The organism is Crossiella sp. S99.2 (assembly GCF_023094165.1).
Lineage (GTDB): Bacteria > Actinomycetota > Actinomycetes > Mycobacteriales > Pseudonocardiaceae > Crossiella.
Map to the genome: position 1 here is coordinate 480,472 of NZ_JALMDK010000003.1, position 20,202 is coordinate 500,673.

The following is a 20,202-nucleotide window of genomic DNA, read 5'->3' on the forward strand; positions in this document are numbered from 1 at the left end:
CGGTGACCTCGGATACCCCCGGCTGGCCTAGTTACTCCGCCACGACCAGCCGCAGCGCGCTGGCGTACTCCGGTTGGGTGCGCAGGTGGCCGAATCGCCGGTCCCACTCCCCCGACTCCAGGTCCGCGGCCAGGGTGGCGACGATCCGCGCCTCGGCCTCGGGTCCGACAAAGCCCCAGCCGGACTGGGCGCGGCGCACCGCGGGGTCGAGGAAGCGTTCCGGGCGGCCGTAGTAGGCGTCGGTGAACCCGTCCACGCAGTCCAGTGCCACCGGGACCGGGGTGACGGTGGCGCCGCCGAGGATCTCGGCCATCCGCTCCACGGGCAGGTAGCGGCCGCGTTCGACGCTGACCACCTCCGGCGCGTACTCGGCGAACCAGCCCTGGGCCAGGGCCGGACCGTCGATGGTCAGGATCACCACCCGGCCGCGGCTGACCCGCCGCAGCTCGCGCAGGCCGCGCTCGGCGTCGGACCACTGGTGCACGGTGATGGTGGCCATGGCCGCGTCCACGCTGCCGTCGTCCAGGGGCAGTTCCTCGGCGATGCCGTTGATCGCCGGAACCAGGTGTGACGGCCGCTGGGCCCGCATGGCGGCGGCGGGTTCGATCGCGATCACGTGCCGGTCCAGCGGTTCGTAGGAGCCCGCGCCCGCGCCGACGTTGACCACCGTGCGGGCCTCGCCGAGGGCGGCGTGCACCAGTTCGGCGATACGCGGGTCGGTGCGGCGGTGCTGGGCGTAGCCGGAGCCGTGGGTCTCGTAGTCGAAGTCGCCAGCCGGTTTTGTACGCATGTCCTGCCCCCAGGATGTAGTGAGTTCCTTCTGGGAACGCACTATGCTGGGCAAGGGAAGCGCGAGTCAAGGAGGACTGGGTGCGCCGCACGGACCTCTCCGACGCCGACTGCGCCATCGCGCAGGCCCTGGATGTGGTCGGCGACTGGTGGACGCTGCTGGTGGTGCGCGATGTGGCCCGCGGCGTGCACCGCTTCGAGGCGTTGTGCACCGAACTGGGCATGTCCCGCAAGGTGCTGGCCGAACGGCTGCGCTGGCTCCTGGATCATGGCGTGCTGCGGCGCGAGCGCTACCACGAGCACCCGCCGCGCTACGAGTACCGGCTGACTGACCGGGGCCGCGCACTGCTGCCGGTGCTGGTGGCCCTGCAGGACTGGGGCGCGACCTGGCTGCTCGGCGACGGCACCCTCTCCGCCACCAGCGCACCGGACTCGGCCGAAGCCCGCCGGGTGCGTGACCTGGTCGGCGCCCGGGTCCCGGACCTGCTGCTGCCCGCCGCGGACAGCACCCGCCGGGACCCGATCGCCGACTCCACCAGCACTGTTGTCTACTTCTTCCCCGGCGCGGGCGGCACCCACCCGCCGGGCTGGGACCAGATCCCCGGCGCCCCCGGCTGCACCCTGGAGGCATGCGCCTACCGCGACCGGCACACCGAGTTCGCCGCGCGCGGGGCCACCGTGCACGGGGTCTCCACCCAGCGCCCGGACGAACTGGCCGCCTTCACCGCCGCCGAGTCCCTGCCCTTCCCACTGTTCTCCGATGCCGAACTGGCGCTGGTCACCGCGTTGCGGCTACCCACTTTCCGGGCCGGCGGGGTGGACCGGCTCAAGCGGCTGACCCTGGTGGTGGACCGGCAGCGGATCGTGCGTTCGGTGCTCTACCCGATCCCGGACGCGGCGGGCTCGGTGCAGGACGCCCTGGCGCTGGTCGATCAGCTTCAGCCGACCTGACGAAGCTCGATCGCACCGAAGCGGGCCACCGGATGCCGGGCGGCGATCGCGATCGCCTCGTCCAGGCTCGCGCAGTCCAGGAGGTCGAATCCGGCGATCCACTCCTTGGTCTCGGCGAACGGTCCGTCGCTGACCAGGGCCCGCGAGCGCACAGTTCTCGCTTCCGCGGTCGGCCGGAGCCGGTCTCCGTCCAGGCGTTGCGGGGTGGTGTCCACCCAGTCCTCCGCGTTGTCCTCGACCGTGCCGACCAGTGCGTCGTCCACGCGCACGAACATCAGGTACTTCATTACTCAGTCCTCCCAGTACGCGCGAACTTCGATCGGACCCCGGCCCGCGGCCGGATGCGCGGCGGCGATGGCCACCGCGGTGTCCAGGTCAGCGCAGTCGATGATCTCCACGGACAACGGGTTGATCTCGCCGAACTGGCCGTCCACAAGCTGGCGCTCGGCACCGCGAACCCGCACCGTCACCGCCTCCGCCGGCGCGGCCAGTGGCAGTCCGGTCCGGCTCGCGCCCCGCGCGTCGAGTTCGCGCAGCCAGGCCGCGAACTCCGGTGTGTCCGCGGGTGTCTCCGCGCAGATCATCAGCAGGTACTTCACCCACTCCTCCTTCGGCCGATTCCGACTCTCCCCCACCCGACGGGCACGGGCTCGCGGAATCGACACCGGCGCAGCGGCGAGTTGTGGCAACCTGGGCGGGATGCCGCATTTCGAGAGCTATGACGGACTTCGGCTGTCCTACACCACACTCGGCGCAGGCCCGCCGCTGATCTGCCTCTCCGGCGGACCCGGCGCGGACGCCACCAGCCTGGGTGACCTCGGTGGACTGGCCGAGCACCACACGCTCATCCGGCTGGACGCCAGGGCGGGCGGGGACTCCGAGATCCCCCAGGACCAGGCCAGCTGCGCGTTTCCCGCCCAGGTCAAGGACATCGAGGCGTTACGCGCCCACCTCGGGATGCGCCAGATCGACCTGCTGGCGCACTCCGCGGGCACCCTGACCGCCCAGGCCTACGCCGCCGCCGAACCCCGGCGGGTCCGGCGGCTGGTGCTCGTCGCCCCAGCCGGTCGCGGGTCGCGCGAGCCGGACGCCGAAGAGGTGGCCCGGATCCAGGCCAGAGGGGTGCGCACCCAGGAACCGGCGGAGAACGGCAGTCCGCCGGGCTGGCTGCGGGGCGCGTTCTACGTCGAGCACCAGGCCAAGGCGCTGCCGCATCCGGTGCTCGCGGTGGCCGGGGCCGAGGACGGCATCGCCGGACTGACCCCGGCCAAGCTGGTCGCCGACCTGCACCCGGCCGGGGTCCTCGCCGTACTCCCCGGCTGCGGGCACTGGCCGTGGCTGGACGCCCCCGACCCGTTCACCTCAGTGGTTTCCGGGTTCCTGGCCGGGTAACTCAGTCCAGCACCGCGGTCGCCTCGATCTCCACCAGCAGATCCGGCTCGGCCAGTGCGGCCACGCCGATCCCGGTCAGCGGCGGCAACGCGGTGATGCCCAGCTTCGCCGCGGCCCGCTCGGCGCCTTCGACGTAGTGCGCGATCAGGTCCGGGTTCCAGCCGACGAAGTACACGGTCACTTTCGCCACGTCGTCGAAGGTGGCGCCGACCTCGGCCAGGGCGATGCCGAGGTTGAGGTAGCACTGCTCGACCTGGGCGGCCAGGTCGCCTTCGCCGATCTTGCGGCCCTCGGCGTCGCGGGCGACCTGGCCGGCGATGAAGACCATTCTGGAGCCGGTGGCCACGGCGACCTGCCGGTAGAGGTCGACCTTGGGCAGTCCGGCGGGGTTAACCAGGGTGATAGCCATGCCGCGACAATACATAACATTGCAATGCTATGTATCCTGGGCCCATGGCCAGGACGAAGGATCCAGCGGTGCGCACCCTGCTGCTGGAGCGGGCGGCGCAGCTGCTGCGCACCCGCGAACCGGTCACGCTGCGCACGCTGGTGGCCGGGACCGGTGTGTCCACCATGGCCGTCTACACCTACTTCGGCGGCATGGACGGACTGTGGAAAGCGTTGCGGCAGGAGGGTTTCACCCACCTGGCCGCCCGCTTCGCCACCCTGACCATGTCCAAGGATCCGGTCGCGGACCTGACCGCGCTGGTGGCCGCCTACCTCGGCAACGCCCTGGATCACCCCGACCTGTACCGGGTCATGTTCGACGCCAGTTTTGACCTGGAGGACCTCAAGGCCGCCGACGCGACCCTGGAGTACCTGGTCCAGGCCGCCGACCGGGGCCGCGTGGCCGAGCGGTTCCGGGCCGAGGTGGTGCCGCTGGAACTGGCCACCCAGAGCTGGGCCATCGCGCACGGCCTGGTCTCCCTGGTGGCCAACGGCCCGCTCCCCCGCCAGACCCTGGGCAGCGGCGTGCCCATGCTGACCGCGCTCTACGTCAGCATGGGCGATGAGCCGGGCCGGTGCGCCCGATCCGTTATGCGGGGCTGGACCCTCGATCAGCGGTAGCCGGTGGTGTCGGCGGGCTTGCCCGGGTCCTGCACCTCGACCAGGTAGCGCCAGGCGTCGGGCTGGGAGCCGTCCAGGTCGGTGAAGCCGTAGACCTGGGCCAGGCTGCCCGCGTCCAGGGACTGCTGGTTGAACCGGGCCACCTCGGGATCGCCGGCCAGCGCGGCCACCGCCCGGCCGCCGTAGCGGGTGGTCTCGGAGATCGCGAAATGCGGTTCCTTGACCAGGGCGTCCCGCCAGTTCGCCTCAGTGACCCCGTAGGCCTCCAGCATCATCTCCGAGCGCAGCCAGCCCGGGGTGAGCGCGACCGCGGTGCCGCCCTTGGCCTTCATCTCATGGCCCAGGGTGAAGGCGATCCGGTTGCAGTTGGCCTTGGTCAGGTCGAAGTAGGTGCTGACCCGGTAGTTGTCCTGGTTGTAGGCGGTGGTGCCGTCGGTCAGCTCGATCAGCAGGCTGCCGGGGTGGCGCAGCATCAGCGGCAGCGCGTGGTGCGCGGTGATCAGGTGGGTGTCCACCGCCAGCCGCAGCATCTTCAGTCCGCCGTCGAGGTTGTGCTCCCAGATCGGCCTTTCCCACTCCAGCAAGGAATTCCCGCCGAAGATCGCGTTGACCAGGACATCGAGGCGGCCCTGTTCGGCGTCGATGCGCTGGATCAGGGCGTGCACCTGGGCCGGGTCGAGGTGGTCCACCGGCACGATCACCGCGGTGCCGCCCTCGGCCTCGATCATCGCCGCGGTCTCCTCCAGGGACTCGGCGCGGTTCTCCGGCGACTTCGCCCCGCCCGCGGTGCGGCCGGTGAGGTAGACGGTGGCGCCCGCCGCGCCCAGTTCGATGGCGATGCCCCGACCGGCGTTGCGGGTGGCGCCGGCGACCAGGGCGATCTTGCCGTTCAGTGGCTTGCTCATGCCGGTCACCGTGCCAGCAGAGACTGACACGTTCTGGCAGGTATTGCCGAAACCAGTTGCGGAAGATTTCTTCTGGAACTTATCTTCTGGAACATGGGGAACCGTCGCATCACCGATCCCGAGGTGCTCAAGGGCCTGGCCCAGCCACTGCGGCAGCAGCTCTACCAGCTGCTGACCCAGACCGGCCCGGCCACGGTGAGCGCGCTGGCCAAGCGGGTGGACACCGATCCCGGCCTGGTCAGCTACCACCTGCGCGAGCTGGCCAAGGCGGGCTACATCGTGGCCGCGCCCGAGCTGGCCAGGGACCGCCGCGAGCGCTGGTACCGGGCCACCGGGGAGAACCAGTCCTGGGCCTGGACCGACTTCACCACCCCGGAGGCCCGCACGGTGGCCACCGCGGCGCTGGCCCAGATGGTGACCAACCAGTTCGAGCGCTCGCGTGCCTTCCAGCAGACCCGGGACGGCTGGGAAGGGCAGTGGAACACCTCGGCCTTCGTCTCCAACAACTACCTGCGCCTGACCGACACCGAACTGCGCGAGCTGGAGGACGAGCTGCACGCGGTGATCACCAAGTGGCGCGAACCGCGCAAGGACCTCCCGGCCGGGCCCGAGGCCGAGGACGGTCGCGAGCACGTGTTCCTGTTCCTGCACGCCTTCCCGGAGCGCCCGTGAGCACCGCCCTCGCCGTTCGCCCGGCCTACCGCGAACCCGCCTACCTGCGTTACCTCGCCGGACATGGCACCTCGCTGCTGGGTGATCAGGTCTGGCATGTGGCGCTGTCCTACTCCGCGGTGCAGCTGGCCTCCCCCGGCGTGGCCGGTCTGATCATGACCGTCGCCTCGGTGCCGAGGCTGGCGCTGATGCTGCTGGGCGGCGCGCTGGCCGATCGCTTCGACGCGCGGCGGTTGATGATCGGTAGCGATCTGGCCCGCACGGTGGTCATGGTGCTGGCCGCGGTACTGGCCTTCACCTCGCCCAGCGTGCTGTGGCTGGTGCTGGTCGCGCTGGCCTTCGGCATCGCCGACGCGGTGTTCCTGCCCGCGGCCGGCTCGCTGCAACCGCGGCTGCTGGAACTCGGGCAGCTCTCCTCCGGCGCCGCGCTCAACGAGGTGGCGGCCAGGGCCGCGCTGCTGCTGGGCGCGCCACTGGGCGGCGTGCTGGTGGCTGTCGGCGGGTTGCCGCTGGCCTGTGTGGTCAACGCGGTGACCTTCGTGCTCTCCATGGTCGCGGTGGCCTCGGCCCGGCCGCGCCGGGAGGTCCAGCCCAGCGGTGAGCCGATGTTCGCCGCGATGCGCTCGGGTTTCGCCTTCCTGCGCGGGGACCGGGTGCTGCGCACGGTGATCCTGGCCGCGCTGGTGATCAACCTGGGCTTTGTCGGGCCGATGAACCTGGGCATCGCGGTGCTGGCGGAGTACCGCGGCTGGGGGTCGGTCGGGATCGGGTTGCTGGTGGCCGGGTTCGGCGGCGGCGCGGCGCTGGGCGCGCTGGTGCTGCTGCGGGTGCACCTGCGCACCCGGCTCGGGCTGATCGTCGCGGTGGCCGCGCTGGCCGAGGCGGTGGCCATGGTGGCGATGGCGGTGTGGCCGAGTCTGCCGGTGGCGGTGTTCGCGGCGGTGCTGGTCGGACTGGGCGGCGCGCCGTGCGGGATCGCGGTGCGCACCCTCATGCAGGCCCGCACGCCGGATGCCTTCCGCGGCCGGGTGAGCAGCGTGCACACCCTGTGCAGCCTGGGCATCGCGCCGCTGGCCATCGGTTTGTTCGGCCTGGCGGTGGATGCCTTCGGGGTGCTGCCCGCCTATCTGCTCTGCGCCGCACTGGAGCTGATCGGGGCCATCTTGTGCCTGGCTGTGGCGGACCTGCGGCGAGCCTCGATCCAGCAGGGATAACCTGGTCACGGTAGGTGGGCGTGACTGAACAGGGAGACAATGTCGGCGACGAGGCTGCTGCTGCTCGGTGTGGTGCGCTGGTGCGGGACCGCACACGGCTATCTGGTGCGCGCCGAGCTGGAGTCCTGGTGGGCGCACGAGTGGGCCAACATCAAGTGGGGCTCGATCTATCACGGCCTCAAACAGCTCACCAAGCAGGAGCTGATGACCGCCGCCTCGCCGGCGACCAACGTGGGCCGGGTCGACTACGCGCTGACCGAGGCAGGCGACGCGGAGTTCCTGCGACTGCTGCGGGCCACCCTGCGCGAACCGGAGCAGCACAAGCCCGATCTGCTCGCCGCCGCCCTGGTGCTGATGCCGACCCTGCCGCGCGATGAGGTGATCTCGCTGCTCAAGGAGCGGCTGGCCGCGCTGGAGGTCAACCGGGCCCAGGTCGCCGGGCAGGCCGGGGACCTGACCGAACCCGCGCACATGAGCGAGTTGTTCGGGGTCTGGCGGCGCTCGGCGGACAGCAGCATCGCCTGGACCCAGGACCTGGTGGAGCGGATCGAGGCCGGGGAGCACACCTTCGCCGGCGAGGCCCCGCACGTCTTCGGCATGCCCGGCGGCGCCACCTTCAACAGTGACGGCACACCCCGGCCCCGGCCGCGTCCCGACATCAGCTGCGGCTGAAACTTTTCCTCCACTCAAACTTGTATGTAGGGTCCGTTTTGCCCTACCCTCGCCCGGCGACTCAAGTTTGAGTAGGGAGCTGGGGATGATCCACACCAGGGATCTGGTCCGTCACTTCAAGGCAAAAGGGGAGGTAGTGAAGGCTGTCCAGGGCGTTGACCTGGACGTAGTGCAAGGCGAGATCGTCGCCTTCCTCGGCCCGAACGGGGCAGGCAAGAGCACCACACTGCGCATGCTGACCACACTGCTGCCCGCCACCTCCGGCGAGGCGAAGGTGGCCGGGTTCGACGTGCGCGCCAACCCGGACGCGGTGCGCGGCCGGATCGGCTACATCGGGCAGAAGCACGGGGCCAGCGAGGGCCAGCAGGTCCGCGACGAGCTGGTCGCGCAGGGCCGCATCTACGGGCTCGGCTCGGTGGATGCGGGCAAGCGGGCCGATGAGCTGCTCGACCAGCTGGAACTGGCCGAGCAGGCCAAACGGTACGTGGCCACCCTCTCCGGCGGGCAGAAGCGCAGGCTGGACGTGGCGCTCGGGCTGATCCACCGCCCGGACCTGCTGTTCTTGGACGAGCCCTCGACCGGTCTCGACCCGCACAGCCGGGCGAACCTGTGGACGCATATCACCGGGCTGCGCGAGCAGTACGGCACGACCATCTTCCTGACCACCCACTACCTGGACGAGGCCGACACCGCGGCCGAGCGGGTGATCGTCATCGACCACGGCCGGATCATCGCCGAGGGCACCCCGGACCAGCTCAAGGCCAAGGTCTCCGGCGACCTGGTCACCGTGGAGTTCGGCGAGCCCGAGGCCGCCGCCCGCGCGGTGGCCATCGGCGAGGCCCTGCCCGGCGCGCACGAGGTCAACGCCGAGGGCAGTCGGCTCACCTTGCGGGTCGAGCACGGTGACGAGGCGCTGCCGATGCTGGTCCGCGCCCTGGACACCGCGGAGATCCGGCTGCGCGGGCTGAATGTCTCCCGGCCCAGTCTCGACGACGTCTTCCTGTCCCTGACCGGCCGCAGCCTGCGTGAGGAGTCGGCATGAACCTGATCACCGCGACCGGTGTCATCTACGCCAGGGAGATGCGGCCGACGCTGCGCAATCCGATGGCGATCATCACCGGACTGCTCCAGCCGCTGCTGTACGTGGCGCTGTTCGGTCCGCTGCTGTCCACCTTCAGCCTGCCCGGGGTGCCCGGCGGCGGCACCCCGTGGGCCTGGTTCATCCCGGGCATGCTGGTCTTCACCACCCTGTTCGGCACCGCCTTCGCCGGGGCAGACCTGATGTACGAGCGGGACATGGGCTCGCTGGAACGGCTGCTGGCCTCGCCGGTGAGCCGGATCGCGCTGCTGATCGGGCAGGTCGGCAGGCAGGTCAGCACACTGCTGGTGCAGGCGCTGGTGCTGATCGTGGTGGTGCTGCCCTTCGGGCTCTCGGTGGATCCGCTGGGCACGTTCCTGGGGCTGGTGATGCTGATCCTGCTCTCCGCGGCGGTGGGCATCGCCTCCCTCGGCCTGGGGCTGGTGATCAAGCAGGCGTACCTGTTCTACACCGCGGTGCAGACCGCGATCCTGCCGCTGATGCTGACCGCGGGCATGTTGCTGCCGATGGACACCGCGCCGGGCTGGCTGTTCGTGCTCTCCCGGATCAACCCGCTGACCCACGTGGTCAACGCCGAACGCGCGCTCTTCGCCGGGAACTTCAGCCATCCCTCGATCCTGATCTCGGTGGGCATCGTAGTGGTCGGTGGCGCCGGAGCCACCGCCTTCGCCCTGCGCGCGATCCGCAAACTCTCCGCCTGATCTCCTTTTCAGAGAAGTCCAGAAAGGGCACCGTGACCTCAGTCGACGTCCTCGACTCGACCGACACCCTGCTCCCCGACCGACTGATCGTGCGTGGCGCGCGCGTGCACAACCTGCGCGGCGTCGACCTCGACCTGCCGCACCGCAAGCTGATCGTGTTCACCGGGGTCTCCGGCTCCGGCAAGTCCTCGCTCGCCTTCGACACCCTCTACGCCGAGGCGCAACGGCGTCAGGTGCAGTCGCTGTCCACCTTCGCCCGGCAGTTCATGGACGAGATGGGCAAGCCCGACCTGGACCGGCTGGAGGGCCTGTGTTCGGCGGTGGCGGTGGACCAGCGTTCCTCGGCCACCCGCAGCCCGCGCTCCACGGTGGGCACGGTGACCGAGGTGTATGACCTGATGCGGGTGGTGTGGGCCACCGCCGGCCTGCCGCACTGCACGGTGTGTGACGAAGAACTGTTGCCGGACAACGGAGTCCTGGTCTGCCTGGACGGGCACGAGACCGAGTTGCCCGAGCTGTACAACCGCTCCTTCTCCTTCAACCTGCCCTTCGGCCAGTGCCCGGACTGCCAGGGCCTGGGCTCGGCGGCCGAGGAGGAGAGCACCCGGCTCCGGTTGTGCGCCAGTTGTGGTGGCGCACGTCTTCGGCCCGCCCAACTGGGAGTGCGGGTCGGCGGCCGGAGCATCGCGGAGGTGACCGCGCTGCCGGTGGCGCAGTGCCTGCGCTGGTTCGCTGAACTGTCCTTCTCCGAACGGCAGCGGCAGGTCCTGGACCAGGCGCTGATCGAGATCACTGACCGGCTGCGCTACCTCACCGAGGTCGGCCTGGGCTACCTCAGCCTGGACCGCCCGGCGCGCACCCTGTCCGGGGGCGAGTCGCAGCGGATCCGGCTGGCCACCCAGCTCGGCACCCGGTTGTTCGGGCTGTTGTACGTGCTGGACGAGCCCACCGCCGGCCTGCACCCGCAGGACGTCGAGGAGCTGATCGGCACGCTGAAGTCGTTGCGGGACCGGGGGAACACCCTGATCGTGGTGGAACACGACGAGCACCTGATCCGGGCCGCGGACTGGGTGGTCGAACTGGGTCCGGCCGCGGGCGAGCACGGCGGGCAGCTCATCTTCACCGGCACCGCGCCGGAGATGCTGGCCGATCCGGAGTCGCTGACCGGGGCCTATCTCAGTGGCCGCCGCACCGGCCATCGCCCGGACCGCCGCCGCAGGCCGGTGCCGGGGCGGGCGCTGACGGTGCGCGGGGCCAGGGAGAACAACCTCACCGGCCTGGACGTGACCTTCCCGCTGGGGTGTTTCGTCGCGGTCAGCGGGGTCTCCGGCGCCGGCAAGTCCACCCTGGTCGACACCATCCTCTACCGGGCCGCGGCCAAGGCCCTCGGCACGGAGGCGCTGCCCCCGGGCGAGCACGACGGGGTCGACGGACTCGGCCTGGTGGACCGGGTGATCCGGGTCGACCAGACCCCGATCGGCCGCTCCGGCCGGTCCACCCCGGCGACCTACACCGGGATCCTGGACTCCATCCGCAAGCTGTTCGCCCAGACCAGCACGGCCAAGGAGCTGGGTTTCACCCCGGGCCGGTTCTCCTTCAACTCCCCCGGCGGCCGGTGTGAGGCGTGTGCCGGGGACGGCACGGTGCGCATCGAGATGTACTTCCTGCCCGATGTGTTCCTGGAGTGCGACAGCTGTCACGGCACCCGCTACGACGCGGACACGCTGAAGGTGACCTACCGGAATCGCACCATCGCCGACGTGCTGGACCTGCCGATCGAGGCCGCGGCGGAGTTCTTCGCCGCGGCCCCGGCCATCGCCGGTCCGCTGCGCACGTTGTGCGAGGTGGGGCTGGGTTATCTGCGGCTGGGCCAGGCGGCGAACACGCTCTCCGGCGGGGAGGCGCAGCGGGTCAAGCTGGCCGCGGAACTGCAGCGCAGACCCGGCAAGCACACGCTGTACCTGCTGGATGAGCCGACCACGGGTCTGCACGCGAGCGACGTGGCCAGGTTGATGGGGGTGCTGCACCGGCTGGTGGCCAAGGGGCACACGGTGATCACCGTCTCGCACCACAGCGAGGTGGTGCGTACCGCGGACTGGGTGATCGACCTGGGTCCGGCAGGCGGTGACGGCGGCGGCCAGGTGGTGGCCACCGGCACCCCGGAGGAGATCGCGGCAAATCCGGCCAGCCGGACCGGCCGGTATCTCACCAGGTAGTCCGGTGCCGGCCTCCTGACTGTCCTTCGTGGACAGTCCCTGCTGTGGGCAGGAGCACGCTTTCCGCGGGCTCCTGCCCACCTAGGCTGTTGCGGTGACTGGTCTGGGTACGGGCATCAACGTCCTGGCGATCCTGGTGGGCACCAGCCTGGGCGCGGTGCTCGGCGACCGCCTGCCCAAACGCTGGCGCGAACTCATGGTCTCCTCACTGGCCCTGTTCCTGCTGGCCATGGGCGTCTACCAGGCCATGCAGGCTTTCACCGGCGAGTTCGCCACCGCCGCGGGCGGCGCCGCCACCATCCTCATCCTGGCCGCCCTGGTGCTGGGCGGCGGCCTGGGTTCGGCCCTCGACATCGAGTCCCGCCTGGACACCATGGGCGGCTGGCTGCAACGCCGTTTCTCCCGCGGCGGCGCCGAGGACCACCGTTTCGCCACCGGCTTCGTCACCGCCACCCTGCTGTTCTGCGTGGGCCCGATGGCGGTGCTGGGCGCCTTCGCCGACGGCGTGCAGGGCGACCCCGGCATCCTGGCGATCAAGTCCATCCTGGACGGCTTCATCGCCCTGGCCTTCGCCGCCAACCTGGGCTGGGGCGTGGGCCTGTCCGCCGCCGCGGTGCTGGTCTACCAGGGTGGCCTGACCGCGCTGGCCTCGGTGCTGAGCACCGTGATGGTCCCCGCCGTGATCGGCTCCCTGACCGCGGTCGGCGGCATCCTGATCCTGGCGATCAGCCTGCGCATGCTGGAACTCCGCGAGATCGCCGTGGCCAACCTGCTCCCGGCCCTGCCGCTGGCCCCGATCGCCACCGCGGTCTACCTAGCCCTGGCCTGACTCACCCCGCGGCCCCGAAGGTCAGCAACTCCCGCCGGTACACCGGCGCCAGCGCCGACCCCGCGGGCGGCACCCGCGCCCCGAGCCGATAGTCCAGTTCCAGCAACACGACGAAGTCCGGCAACGCGTCCTCGGTCGGCTGCCCCTGGGCGTCCCGGCTGCCCGGTTCGGCGTCCCATTCGATGAGGTGAATGGAGACGGAGTAGCGCCCGGGTGGCAACGGCAGCCCGGTGTCGGCGGGCCGCCCGGACACCTCCTCGATGCCGCCAACGTGCACCATCCCGTGGCACACCAACAGGTAGGGCTCGGAACTGAGCATCACATAACGCTCCTCCCGCGCACTCAATCCGGCCCCGCCACCGGGCATCTCCGGCGCGCTCAACCCCAGGCCGCCACCGGGCGCCTCCGGCCCACCGGCTCGCAGCACCACCTGCCAGGCCCCGTTGCCGCCGATGTTGATCGGCACCAGCCCGCCCGCCTCGATCCGCGCCCGGATCCCGTCCTCGGTCCCCAGTTCCGCCGCCCAGCTGGGCTGATCAACGATCCCGGCGAACTCCTCAGGCGCCCAGATCGCCAGCATCCCCGCCTCGGTCGAGGCCACTCCGGACAACTCGGCCACCGCAGTTCCCTTCCGTGTCACCGGTCTACGGAGTCGATCATGACATCCCGCTGTGGCAGGCTGGTCGGGTGGAGCACCCCGGCGCAGCGTCCCAGGTCGTCGATCGCCTGCCCCAGCTCGTGCGCGCCCGCCTGGAGCAGGGCCCGCGCAGCGTGCTGGTGGACACCCAGCAGTTGCTGGCGGTGCGCGCCCGCTTCGACGCCGAACAGTCCGAGTCCCTGGCCCGCTACCTGGAAGCCAGCCAGTCCCCCAACACCCTGCGCGCCTACCGTTCGGACTGGCTGGCCTGGTCGGCCTGGTGCGCCGCCGAGGGCCGCCAGGCCCTGCCCGCCGACCCGCTCGACGTCGCGGTCTACCTCGCCGCGGCCGCCGACACCCGCAAACCCACCGGCCAGCCCGCCTTCAGCCCCGCGACCCTGGAACGCAAGTCCGCCGCCATCGCCGCCGTGCACGCCGCCAACGGCCTGCCCAGCCCCACCCGCTCGGACGTGGTCCGCCTGACGTTGCGCGGTATCCGCCGCACCCGCCGCACCCAGCCCACCCGCAAACGCCCCGTCCTGCTGCACACCCTGGAAGAGTTGCTCGCCGGGCTGCCCGCCCCGGGCTGGCCCACCGAACCAGCCCGCCGCCGAGACCAGCTGCTGCTCCTGGTCGGCTTCGCCGGCGCCCTGCGCCGCAGCGAACTGGCGGCCCTGACCCTGGACGACGTCACCGTCGACACCGACCTCAGCACCGGCGAACCCCTCCTGCTGGTCCACCTGGCCAGCACCAAAACCGACCCCACCGGCATCCACGAACAACGCGTCGCCCTCCCCAGGGGCCAACGCCCGCACACCTGCCCCGTGTGCGCCTTCGCCAACTGGGTGGCCCTGCTGGAAGTCAACGCCACCAACGGTTCCACCGCCCTCCAGGACCACCTCGCCCCGCAGTCCCCGGCTGTCGCCCAATCCACTGCCCCGCAACCCCCGGCAACCACCCGATCCCCAGCCAGTACCCAGTCCTTGGTTGGCTCGCAGCCCCCAACCGGCCCACAGCCCCCAGCGCCCCCTCGATCCCCCTCCCTCTCCGCCACGGTGCACACCTGCCACGCCTACCGAGGCACCTCCCTGGCCAATGGCTCCGCGCACCCCCTCTTCCCCGCCATCACCAAGCACGGCCACCTGGGCGGCACCCCCATCTCCGGCCGCGCGGTCGCCGAACTGGTCAAGCGCTATGCCGCGCGCGCGGGTCTGGACCCGGCCCTGTTCTCCGGCCACTCCCTCCGCGCGGGTTTCGCCACCCAGGCTGCCCTCGGCGGCGCCAGCGACCGGGAGATCATGCGCCAGGGCCGCTGGTCCAACCCGCGCACCGTGCACCGCTACATCCGCACCGCGAACCCGTTGGAAGACAACGCGGTGACCAAGCTCGGCCTGTGACAACCCGCCCCGGCTACCGGTCCCCGCGCAGGTACCGGGTCACCATGGCGACCAGTTCGCGCTCGAAGGTCTCGACCGGGCTGGTCCGCGGCGCGGCCATGAACTTGTGGGTGTTCATCTCCACGGTGAACAGGATGATCTCCGCGGCCACATCGGCATCGCCCACCCGGATGTCGGGGTGCCGGAGCAGGACATCGCGGACCTGGGCCGTGCGCAGCTTGCCGTGCCGGTCGATGGTGTCGAGCAGCTCCTGGGAGACCGGCGCCTCCTCGATCATCACCCGGAGCAGCCGGGGATCGTCGCTGTGGTTGTCGATCGCGTCGCGGATCAAGGCCCGCACGGTGGCTTCCAGCGTCCCTGGCGAGAGGTCGAGTTCGGCGGCGCTGGTCCAGGTGCCGCGGTCGATGTGCTGGATGAGCAGTTCGGCGAGGATGGCGTCCTTGTTCGGGAAGTACTGGTAGAGCGAGCCGATGGAGATGCGGGCGCGCTCGGCGATGCGGTTGGTGGTGCCCGCGGCGTAGCCGTGCTCGGCGAAAACGTGAGCAGCCGCGGTGAGGATGCGCTCGCGGGTGAGTTCGGCACGCACCTGACGGGGCTTGCGACGTGGTTCCAAGCGACGGTCCGCCGATGGCATGCTGGTCCTCCTCGATGGCGGCAAAAGCGAGTAGCAAATACCTGAGCTAATGCTCACAATAGTGCTATGAGCTGCGCAGACAAGGTGCCCGGCGGCATCTGGCGCGCAGGTTGCCAGCGGCACGGCCGGTCCACGCCGGGATGAGGGGGATTCCCATGCAGTTGAGCGCATTACGCCGGATGTCCACGGTCGCCGAAGTCGAGGCGACCGTGGGACCGCCACCGGCGGTGATCATGATGAAGCAGATCAGCGCCCTCGACGAAGGCTGCCGGAGCATCCTGGCGCACAGTCCGCTCGCCGCCTTCGGCTACCGCGACGCGGAAGGCGTCAGCCGCACGACGTTCCTCGGCGGCACCCCCGGCTTCATCCGCGTCCACTCGCCCACCCGGATCTCCTTCGCTCTGCCCGATGGCCAGGCGCACGGCCCGGTGTCGTTCCTGTTCCTTCTGCCGGGCGTCGGGGAAACGTTGCGCGTCAACGGTTCCGTGGTCAAGCGCAAGGGCGCCGAGACCTTCGTCGACGTGCACGAGGCGTACGTGCACTGCGCCCAGGCAGTCATCCGCTCCCGCCTGTGGCAGCCCCCAGCTCCCACCGACCCCGCACCCGTTCCCGACTTCGAGCCCGCCAACGACGGCGGTGGCAGCGACGGCAACAGCGCCAACGGCGGCGATGACGGCGGCGGCAACGGCAACGACGCCAACGGCGACAGCGACAGCGCTGGCACCAGCGGCGACAACGGCAATGGCACCAGCGGCGACAGCGCCAGCAATGCCAACGGCGGCGGCGATGACGGCCCGCTGCGCGGCCCTGGCGTGGCCGATTTCCTGGCCGCCGCCCCATTCCTCGCACTGTCCACCTGGGACGCCTCCGGCGGCAGCGACACCAGTCCACGCGGGGACTGGCGGACCGTCGCGCGGATCCTGGACAGCCGGACCCTCGCCATCCCGGACCGCAAGGGCAACAAACGCACGGACAGCCTGCACAACCTCCTCCAGGACAACCGGCTCTCCTTCGCCGCCCTCGTCCCGGGCCGCACCGGCGTGCTGCACGTGCGCGGCCGCGGCTCGATCACCGACGATCCGGCGTTGCTGGCGACGATGGCCTTGCGTGGCACACCCCCGCACGCGGCCCTGCTCATCGAGGTTGACCACGCCGAAGTGACCGCGGGCCCCGCCCTGGCACGGTCCCGGCCGTGGACCGCGGCCGCGCACCTGGTGCGTGGCACGGTGCCTGACCTGATGGCGCTGGCCGGAGACCACCTCGCCACGAACCTGGCCAAGGCCGAGGGCAGTCGGCTCGCTCGGGTGTTCCAGGTCGTCATGAAGATCCCTGGGATCAACCGGTTGTTGCGGCTGGTGATGAACCGCGCCTACCGGTCCGCACTGCAGAAGGAGGGCTACCAGGACGTCGAGGTCGGCTCCCGCCGCGCCGGGCGAGACCAGCGTCCCGCCGCCGGGCCCGCGGCGGAGCACCCGGTGCGGGAGGTGCGGATCGCCGAGGTTCGCCAGGAGACGCCCAGCACGATCACCCTGGCGCTGGAGGACGCCAACGACCCCGCCCCCTTCCACTTCCGCCCCGGACAGTTCTTCACCCTGATCACCGACATCGACGGCCGGCCGGTACGGCGCGCCTACTCCGCCTCCTCCGCACCCGGGACGCCACGGCTGGAGGTCACGGTCAAGCAGGTCAACGGCGGCCGGTTCTCCACCCACGTCCACCGCACCCTGCGCACCGGGGACCGGCTGTCGCTCCGCGGCCCCTCCGGCGTCTTCCACACCGACCCGGCGGCAGCACACGAGGTCGTGCTGATCGCTGCGGGCAGCGGCGTCACCCCGATGATGAGCATGATCCGCACCCTGCTGGCCGCACCGGCGACCAGCCGGATCACGCTGCTGTACAGCAATCGCACCGAACCGGACATCATCTTCGCCGACGAACTCCACCGGCTGGCAACGGAAAACCCCGAACGCCTGTCGGTCACCCACATCCTCACCCAGCAGCACGGACGGCTCGACGCCCCGGGCACGCACAGCTGGCTCACCGAGCTGAACCCCGCCGAAACCGCCCGGTACTACCTGTGCGGCCCCGAACCGCTGATGGACACGGTCCAGGGCGTCCTGACCGAACGCGGCGTGCCTGAAGCCCACGTGCACCAGGAGCGCTACGCCAGCGGAGCGGACACCGCCGGCACAACCACCGCACCGCAGGAGATGGTGGTCGAGGACGGCGCGCACGAAGTCGGCTCCGTGGTGGTCGAACCAGGCCAGACGCTCCTGGACGCCGGTCTCGCGGCGGGCCTGCCGATGCCCTACTCCTGCACGGTCGGCAACTGCGGAGACTGCATGGTGAAACTCCGCACCGGCCAGGTCAGGATGAACGAACCGAACTGCCTGACCCCACAACAGAAGGCCGACGGCTACGTCCTGACCTGCGTGGGCTGCCCACTGGCCAAGGTCACCCTGGACATCGCCGAACCGTCCTGACCGATGATCCACTGGCAGGTGCGCTGCCAGTCAGTGGATCACACTCACCCCGCCGACGGGGTCCCGGCGACTGCCCTGGTGACCCGCCCAGCCAGCTCACGCAGGTACTGCGCCAGCTCCGGCGGCGAATGCACCTCGAACTCACAGCCCAGCATCGCCAGCCGGAAGGCCAGCCATTCCAGGGTGTCGGTGTGGCTGTGCAACCGGCAGGTGTTCTCATCCACCACCTCCAGATCGGCCGGCCGGTCACCCAGCACTCCGGCCAGCCGACTGGCCGGGGCGTGGATGGTGGCCACCGCGCGGTAGGTCGGCACCAGCGAGTACAGCTTGTTGGTCACGTACTCGGCGGCATCGGCCGCGGGCAAGGTCCGTTCCAGCGAACGCGCCCCGATGGCCCTGGGCTCGGCGACCCGGTCCACCCGGAAGATCCGCCAGTCATCCCGGTCGACGTCAAAGGCGACCAGGTACCACCGCCGACCGGAGGAGACCAGTCGATGCGGCTCTACGAGGCGTTTCGATTCGGCGCCGTCACCGGCCTGGTAGCCGAACCGCACCCGCTCGCGATTGGCCACCGCCGCGGCCAGCACGGTGAGGTTCTCCGGATCCACCAGCGCCGCAGGCGGCCCGTACATCGGCACCGTGGCGCTGCCCAAGCTCGCCACCTGCCGCCGCAACCGGGACGGCAGCACCTGCTCCAGCTTGGTCAGCGCCCGGACCGATGCCTCCTCGATCCCCTGCACCGCCTGACCCGCCGCGGTCCGCAGCCCGACCGCGATCGCCACCGCCTCCTCGTCATCCAGCAGCAGTGGCGGCATCGCCGCTCCCGCCACCAGCCGGTACCCGCCCTCTGCGCCCAGCGTGGCCTGCACCGGGTAGCCCAGCTCGCGCAGCCGCTCGATGTCCCGCCGGATCGTCCGGGTGGTGACACCCAGCCGGTCGGCGAGCACCGTGCCCGACCACTCCCGCGGCGTCTGCAACAGCGAGAGCAGGGTGAGCAGTCGGCCCGGTGTGTCGGTCATGGCCACATCATCTCAACCCATGCGGACACCTCCTGTCCTACTTGGAATGGTCTTTGGGGCGATTCGGTGCCCAGTTCAGCGAAGGCGGGCGGACCCAGGCTGGAGGTGGGCAAGTGCCGAGGTGGGGTCGGCGGCGAGCACGGTCAGTGCCGGGGGCGTGGTGTTCCGGCGGGCTGGGATTCGAGTGCGTGAGAGTGCAGGTTCACCTCCGCTGTGGTTGTTGGCGGGCATGGTTGTGCCGCAAGTGGTTGGCGTGGTTGGACCGTGGTGCCTCGGCGAGGGCGAGGCGGGCCGACCGTGGATGACGAGCGCGCGTGGTCAGCGGCGGCGACGCTGGGCTGTGGCTGAGCTGGGCAGGGACTGGTGTGCCCGCTTGCCGCGTGCTCGGTGGGGTGTCATCCGCGGAGCTGGTGTTCCCTGGGCGACCACGCGGCGGCGCTGGTCGCGGCTGGCCTGGGAACTGTGCTGGGCTGGTCGACGGTGTGGGCGCCGGGTGGGACTCGGCGGCGATCCGGGCGGTGGATCGCTGTCACCATCGAGCTGTGGTGCCGGTGGTCAGCCGGGTGGCGGTGGTTGCCGGTAGAGCGGGCGCGGGTTGTGCTGGGGTGGAGCGCGGTGGTGCTGACGGTGAGGTTGTGCTGGTGGGGTCAGCGGCTCAGGTGGGTCATGCTGCGTTCGATGCACTGGCTCCAGCCGTCCTCCATTTCCAGTAAGGCGTCCTCCGGGAGCAGGCCGACCTGGTGGAAGACCATCTCGGTGCGCTCGCCCAGGTCGTTGAAGTCGATGGTGATGACCGGCTTGTCCTCGTCGGCGTCGCCCTGCTCGCCCCAGCTGAACACGAGCTTCTCGTTGGGCACGACCTCGCGGTAGACACCGCTGCTGAGGAACTGCTTGCCGGTGGCGTCCTCGATCATGCACGCCTGCCATTCGCCGCCGGGGCGGACGTCGAAGGCCATGGTGGCGCGGGGGGTGGTGAAACCGTGCGGACCCCACCAGTGGGTGGCCTCGTCCGGGTCGGTCCAGGAGCGGTACACCAGCTCGCGCGGAGCGTGGAAGACGCGGGTGAGGGTGAACTCCCTGGCGACTGCTACCTCAGTCATCGTCCTGTCCTTTCTGTTGGGGCGCCTGCTCCTGCAGCCGGCGCAGGTGGTCGTCGAGGCGGTCGAAGCTGTCGGACCAGAACTTCCGGTACCGCTCCAGCCAGTCGGTGGCCCCGGCCAGCGGACGTGCGTCCAACCGGCAGGGCCGCCACTGGGCCTCGCGTCCGCGGGTGATCAGCCCGGCGCGCTCCAGCACTTTGAGGTGCTTGGAGACCGCGGGCAGGCTCATCGCGAACGGTTCGGCGATCTGGTTGACCGTGGCCTCCCCCTCCGCCAACCGGGCCAGGATGGCCCGGCGGGTGGGGTCGGACAGCGCCGCGAACACCACACTGAGCTGGTCCTCGGTATCGGGGCTCGCGTTGCCAGTCATGTATTCAACCGCCTCGTTAATTAACCGCTGGGTTGAATGTAGTCCAGGTCACCT

The 20,202-nt window shown here is 70.7% G+C and carries 22 protein-coding genes; 12 read left to right on the top strand and 10 right to left on the bottom strand.

The genetic code is table 11. The features are described from left to right. Window positions 1–31: 31 nt before the first annotated feature. Window positions 32–790, bottom strand: a complete 759-nt coding sequence (locus tag MZC64_RS13540) for a class I SAM-dependent methyltransferase (RefSeq protein WP_247756829.1) — start codon at window positions 788–790, stop codon at window positions 32–34. A gap of 80 nt (window positions 791–870) precedes the next feature. On the opposite strand from MZC64_RS13540, the gene MZC64_RS13545 reads away from it, so the two are divergent. Continuing rightward, on the top strand, window positions 871–1,740 hold the full coding sequence (locus MZC64_RS13545) for a winged helix-turn-helix transcriptional regulator (protein ID WP_247756828.1): 870 nt from the start codon (window positions 871–873) through the stop codon (window positions 1,738–1,740). Here MZC64_RS13545 and MZC64_RS13550 read toward each other — a convergent pair. Beyond that, a complete protein-coding gene (locus MZC64_RS13550; protein ID WP_247756827.1) occupies window positions 1,728–2,027 on the bottom strand; it encodes a YciI family protein in 300 nt (99 codons plus the stop codon). The two genes, MZC64_RS13545 and MZC64_RS13550, sit on opposite strands and share 13 nt — an antisense overlap. 3 nt (window positions 2,028–2,030) lie before the next feature. Continuing rightward, complete coding sequence (locus tag MZC64_RS13555; protein WP_247756826.1) at window positions 2,031–2,339, bottom strand: YciI family protein; 309 nt, start codon at window positions 2,337–2,339, stop codon at window positions 2,031–2,033. Between the two features lie 100 nt (window positions 2,340–2,439). Between MZC64_RS13555 and MZC64_RS13560 the strand changes: the two genes are divergently transcribed. Beyond that, entirely contained in the window at window positions 2,440–3,132 is a 693-nt protein-coding gene (locus tag MZC64_RS13560) for an alpha/beta fold hydrolase (RefSeq protein WP_247756825.1), read from the top strand. A 1-nt stretch (window position 3,133) separates the two neighbouring features. On the opposite strand, the gene MZC64_RS13565 is transcribed toward MZC64_RS13560, so the two are convergent. Continuing rightward, complete coding sequence (locus MZC64_RS13565) at window positions 3,134–3,541, bottom strand: RidA family protein (protein ID WP_247756823.1); 408 nt, start codon at window positions 3,539–3,541, stop codon at window positions 3,134–3,136. Window positions 3,542–3,585: 44 nt separating this feature from the next. Between MZC64_RS13565 and MZC64_RS13570 the strand changes: the two genes are divergently transcribed. Continuing rightward, the gene (locus tag MZC64_RS13570) at window positions 3,586–4,200 is read left to right on the top strand and encodes a TetR/AcrR family transcriptional regulator (RefSeq protein WP_247756821.1); all 615 of its coding nucleotides are present in this window, start codon (window positions 3,586–3,588) and stop codon (window positions 4,198–4,200) included. Here MZC64_RS13570 and MZC64_RS13575 read toward each other — a convergent pair. Then, window positions 4,191–5,105: an SDR family oxidoreductase gene (locus MZC64_RS13575; protein ID WP_247756820.1), complete on the bottom strand. Its 915-nt coding sequence runs from the start codon at window positions 5,103–5,105 to the stop codon at window positions 4,191–4,193. The genes MZC64_RS13570 and MZC64_RS13575 overlap by 10 nt on opposite strands. Before the next feature lie 93 nt (window positions 5,106–5,198). On the opposite strand from MZC64_RS13575, the gene MZC64_RS13580 reads away from it, so the two are divergent. The 7 genes from MZC64_RS13580 (at window position 5,199) to MZC64_RS13610 (ending at window position 12,508) form a co-directional block, all read left to right on the top strand. After that, window positions 5,199–5,777 carry a winged helix-turn-helix domain-containing protein gene (locus MZC64_RS13580; protein WP_247756819.1) on the top strand — a complete coding sequence of 193 codons (579 nt, stop codon included), beginning with the start codon at window positions 5,199–5,201 and terminating at the stop codon, window positions 5,775–5,777. Beyond that, complete coding sequence (locus MZC64_RS13585) at window positions 5,774–6,991, top strand: MFS transporter (RefSeq protein ID WP_247756818.1); 1,218 nt, start codon at window positions 5,774–5,776, stop codon at window positions 6,989–6,991. Before MZC64_RS13580 ends, MZC64_RS13585 begins: the two co-directional genes overlap by 4 nt. 39 nt (window positions 6,992–7,030) lie before the next feature. Next, entirely contained in the window at window positions 7,031–7,663 is a 633-nt protein-coding gene (locus tag MZC64_RS13590) for a PadR family transcriptional regulator (RefSeq protein WP_247756817.1), read from the top strand. Window positions 7,664–7,748: 85 nt separating this feature from the next. Next, window positions 7,749–8,705, top strand: a complete 957-nt coding sequence (locus MZC64_RS13595) for an ATP-binding cassette domain-containing protein (protein ID WP_247756816.1) — start codon at window positions 7,749–7,751, stop codon at window positions 8,703–8,705. After that, a complete protein-coding gene (locus tag MZC64_RS13600) occupies window positions 8,702–9,463 on the top strand; it encodes an ABC transporter permease (RefSeq protein ID WP_247756815.1) in 762 nt (253 codons plus the stop codon). Before MZC64_RS13595 ends, MZC64_RS13600 begins: the two co-directional genes overlap by 4 nt. Before the next feature lie 32 nt (window positions 9,464–9,495). After that, a complete protein-coding gene (uvrA, locus tag MZC64_RS13605; RefSeq protein ID WP_247756814.1) occupies window positions 9,496–11,679 on the top strand; it encodes an excinuclease ABC subunit UvrA in 2,184 nt (727 codons plus the stop codon). A gap of 94 nt (window positions 11,680–11,773) precedes the next feature. Next, window positions 11,774–12,508 carry a DUF554 domain-containing protein gene (locus tag MZC64_RS13610; RefSeq protein WP_247756813.1) on the top strand — a complete coding sequence of 245 codons (735 nt, stop codon included), beginning with the start codon at window positions 11,774–11,776 and terminating at the stop codon, window positions 12,506–12,508. 1 nt (window position 12,509) lies between these two features. On the opposite strand, the gene MZC64_RS13615 is transcribed toward MZC64_RS13610, so the two are convergent. Further along, window positions 12,510–13,127, bottom strand: coding sequence for a hypothetical protein (locus tag MZC64_RS13615; protein WP_247756812.1), 618 nt, complete (start codon window positions 13,125–13,127; stop codon window positions 12,510–12,512). Between the two features lie 68 nt (window positions 13,128–13,195). Between MZC64_RS13615 and MZC64_RS47775 the strand changes: the two genes are divergently transcribed. Further along, window positions 13,196–14,542, top strand: coding sequence for a site-specific integrase (locus MZC64_RS47775; RefSeq protein ID WP_308300998.1), 1,347 nt, complete (start codon window positions 13,196–13,198; stop codon window positions 14,540–14,542). 13 nt (window positions 14,543–14,555) lie between these two features. Here MZC64_RS47775 and MZC64_RS13625 read toward each other — a convergent pair whose 3' ends face one another. Further along, a complete protein-coding gene (locus MZC64_RS13625; RefSeq protein WP_247756811.1) occupies window positions 14,556–15,176 on the bottom strand; it encodes a TetR/AcrR family transcriptional regulator in 621 nt (206 codons plus the stop codon). Window positions 15,177–15,331: 155 nt separating this feature from the next. Between MZC64_RS13625 and MZC64_RS13630 the strand changes: the two genes are divergently transcribed. Further along, entirely contained in the window at window positions 15,332–17,659 is a 2,328-nt protein-coding gene (locus MZC64_RS13630) for a 2Fe-2S iron-sulfur cluster-binding protein (RefSeq protein WP_247756810.1), read from the top strand. A gap of 44 nt (window positions 17,660–17,703) precedes the next feature. Here the strand turns inward: MZC64_RS13630 and MZC64_RS13635 are convergent, their stop codons facing one another. From MZC64_RS13635 to MZC64_RS13645, 3 genes are all read right to left on the bottom strand, one after another. Continuing rightward, entirely contained in the window at window positions 17,704–18,678 is a 975-nt protein-coding gene (locus MZC64_RS13635; protein ID WP_247756809.1) for a YafY family protein, read from the bottom strand. A gap of 647 nt (window positions 18,679–19,325) precedes the next feature. Next, window positions 19,326–19,778: an SRPBCC domain-containing protein gene (locus MZC64_RS13640; protein ID WP_247756808.1), complete on the bottom strand. Its 453-nt coding sequence runs from the start codon at window positions 19,776–19,778 to the stop codon at window positions 19,326–19,328. After that, entirely contained in the window at window positions 19,771–20,148 is a 378-nt protein-coding gene (locus MZC64_RS13645; protein ID WP_247756807.1) for a helix-turn-helix transcriptional regulator, read from the bottom strand. The genes MZC64_RS13640 and MZC64_RS13645 overlap by 8 nt, the downstream gene beginning before the upstream one ends. Window positions 20,149–20,202: the final 54 nt, after the last annotated feature.

Excerpts from the sequence above, each read along its gene's own strand:
- MZC64_RS13570 (WP_247756821.1), top strand. The coding sequence starts at position 3,586 with ATGGCCAGGACGAAGGATCCAGCGGTGCGCACCCTGCTGCTGGAGCGG.
- MZC64_RS13640 (WP_247756808.1), bottom strand. The coding sequence starts at position 19,778 with ATGACTGAGGTAGCAGTCGCCAGGGAGTTCACCCTCACCCGCGTCTTC.
- MZC64_RS13625 (WP_247756811.1), bottom strand. The coding sequence starts at position 15,176 with ATGCCATCGGCGGACCGTCGCTTGGAACCACGTCGCAAGCCCCGTCAG.
- MZC64_RS13550 (WP_247756827.1), bottom strand. The coding sequence starts at position 2,027 with ATGAAGTACCTGATGTTCGTGCGCGTGGACGACGCACTGGTCGGCACG.
- MZC64_RS13635 (WP_247756809.1), bottom strand. The coding sequence starts at position 18,678 with ATGACCGACACACCGGGCCGACTGCTCACCCTGCTCTCGCTGTTGCAG.
- MZC64_RS13560 (WP_247756825.1), top strand. The coding sequence starts at position 2,440 with ATGCCGCATTTCGAGAGCTATGACGGACTTCGGCTGTCCTACACCACA.
- MZC64_RS13540 (WP_247756829.1), bottom strand. The coding sequence starts at position 790 with ATGCGTACAAAACCGGCTGGCGACTTCGACTACGAGACCCACGGCTCC.
- MZC64_RS13630 (WP_247756810.1), top strand. The coding sequence starts at position 15,332 with ATGCAGTTGAGCGCATTACGCCGGATGTCCACGGTCGCCGAAGTCGAG.
- MZC64_RS13600 (WP_247756815.1), top strand. The coding sequence starts at position 8,702 with ATGAACCTGATCACCGCGACCGGTGTCATCTACGCCAGGGAGATGCGG.
- MZC64_RS13595 (WP_247756816.1), top strand. The coding sequence starts at position 7,749 with ATGATCCACACCAGGGATCTGGTCCGTCACTTCAAGGCAAAAGGGGAG.
- MZC64_RS13645 (WP_247756807.1), bottom strand. The coding sequence starts at position 20,148 with ATGACTGGCAACGCGAGCCCCGATACCGAGGACCAGCTCAGTGTGGTG.
- MZC64_RS13575 (WP_247756820.1), bottom strand. The coding sequence starts at position 5,105 with ATGAGCAAGCCACTGAACGGCAAGATCGCCCTGGTCGCCGGCGCCACC.
- MZC64_RS13580 (WP_247756819.1), top strand. The coding sequence starts at position 5,199 with ATGGGGAACCGTCGCATCACCGATCCCGAGGTGCTCAAGGGCCTGGCC.
- MZC64_RS13565 (WP_247756823.1), bottom strand. The coding sequence starts at position 3,541 with ATGGCTATCACCCTGGTTAACCCCGCCGGACTGCCCAAGGTCGACCTC.
- MZC64_RS13590 (WP_247756817.1), top strand. The coding sequence starts at position 7,031 with ATGTCGGCGACGAGGCTGCTGCTGCTCGGTGTGGTGCGCTGGTGCGGG.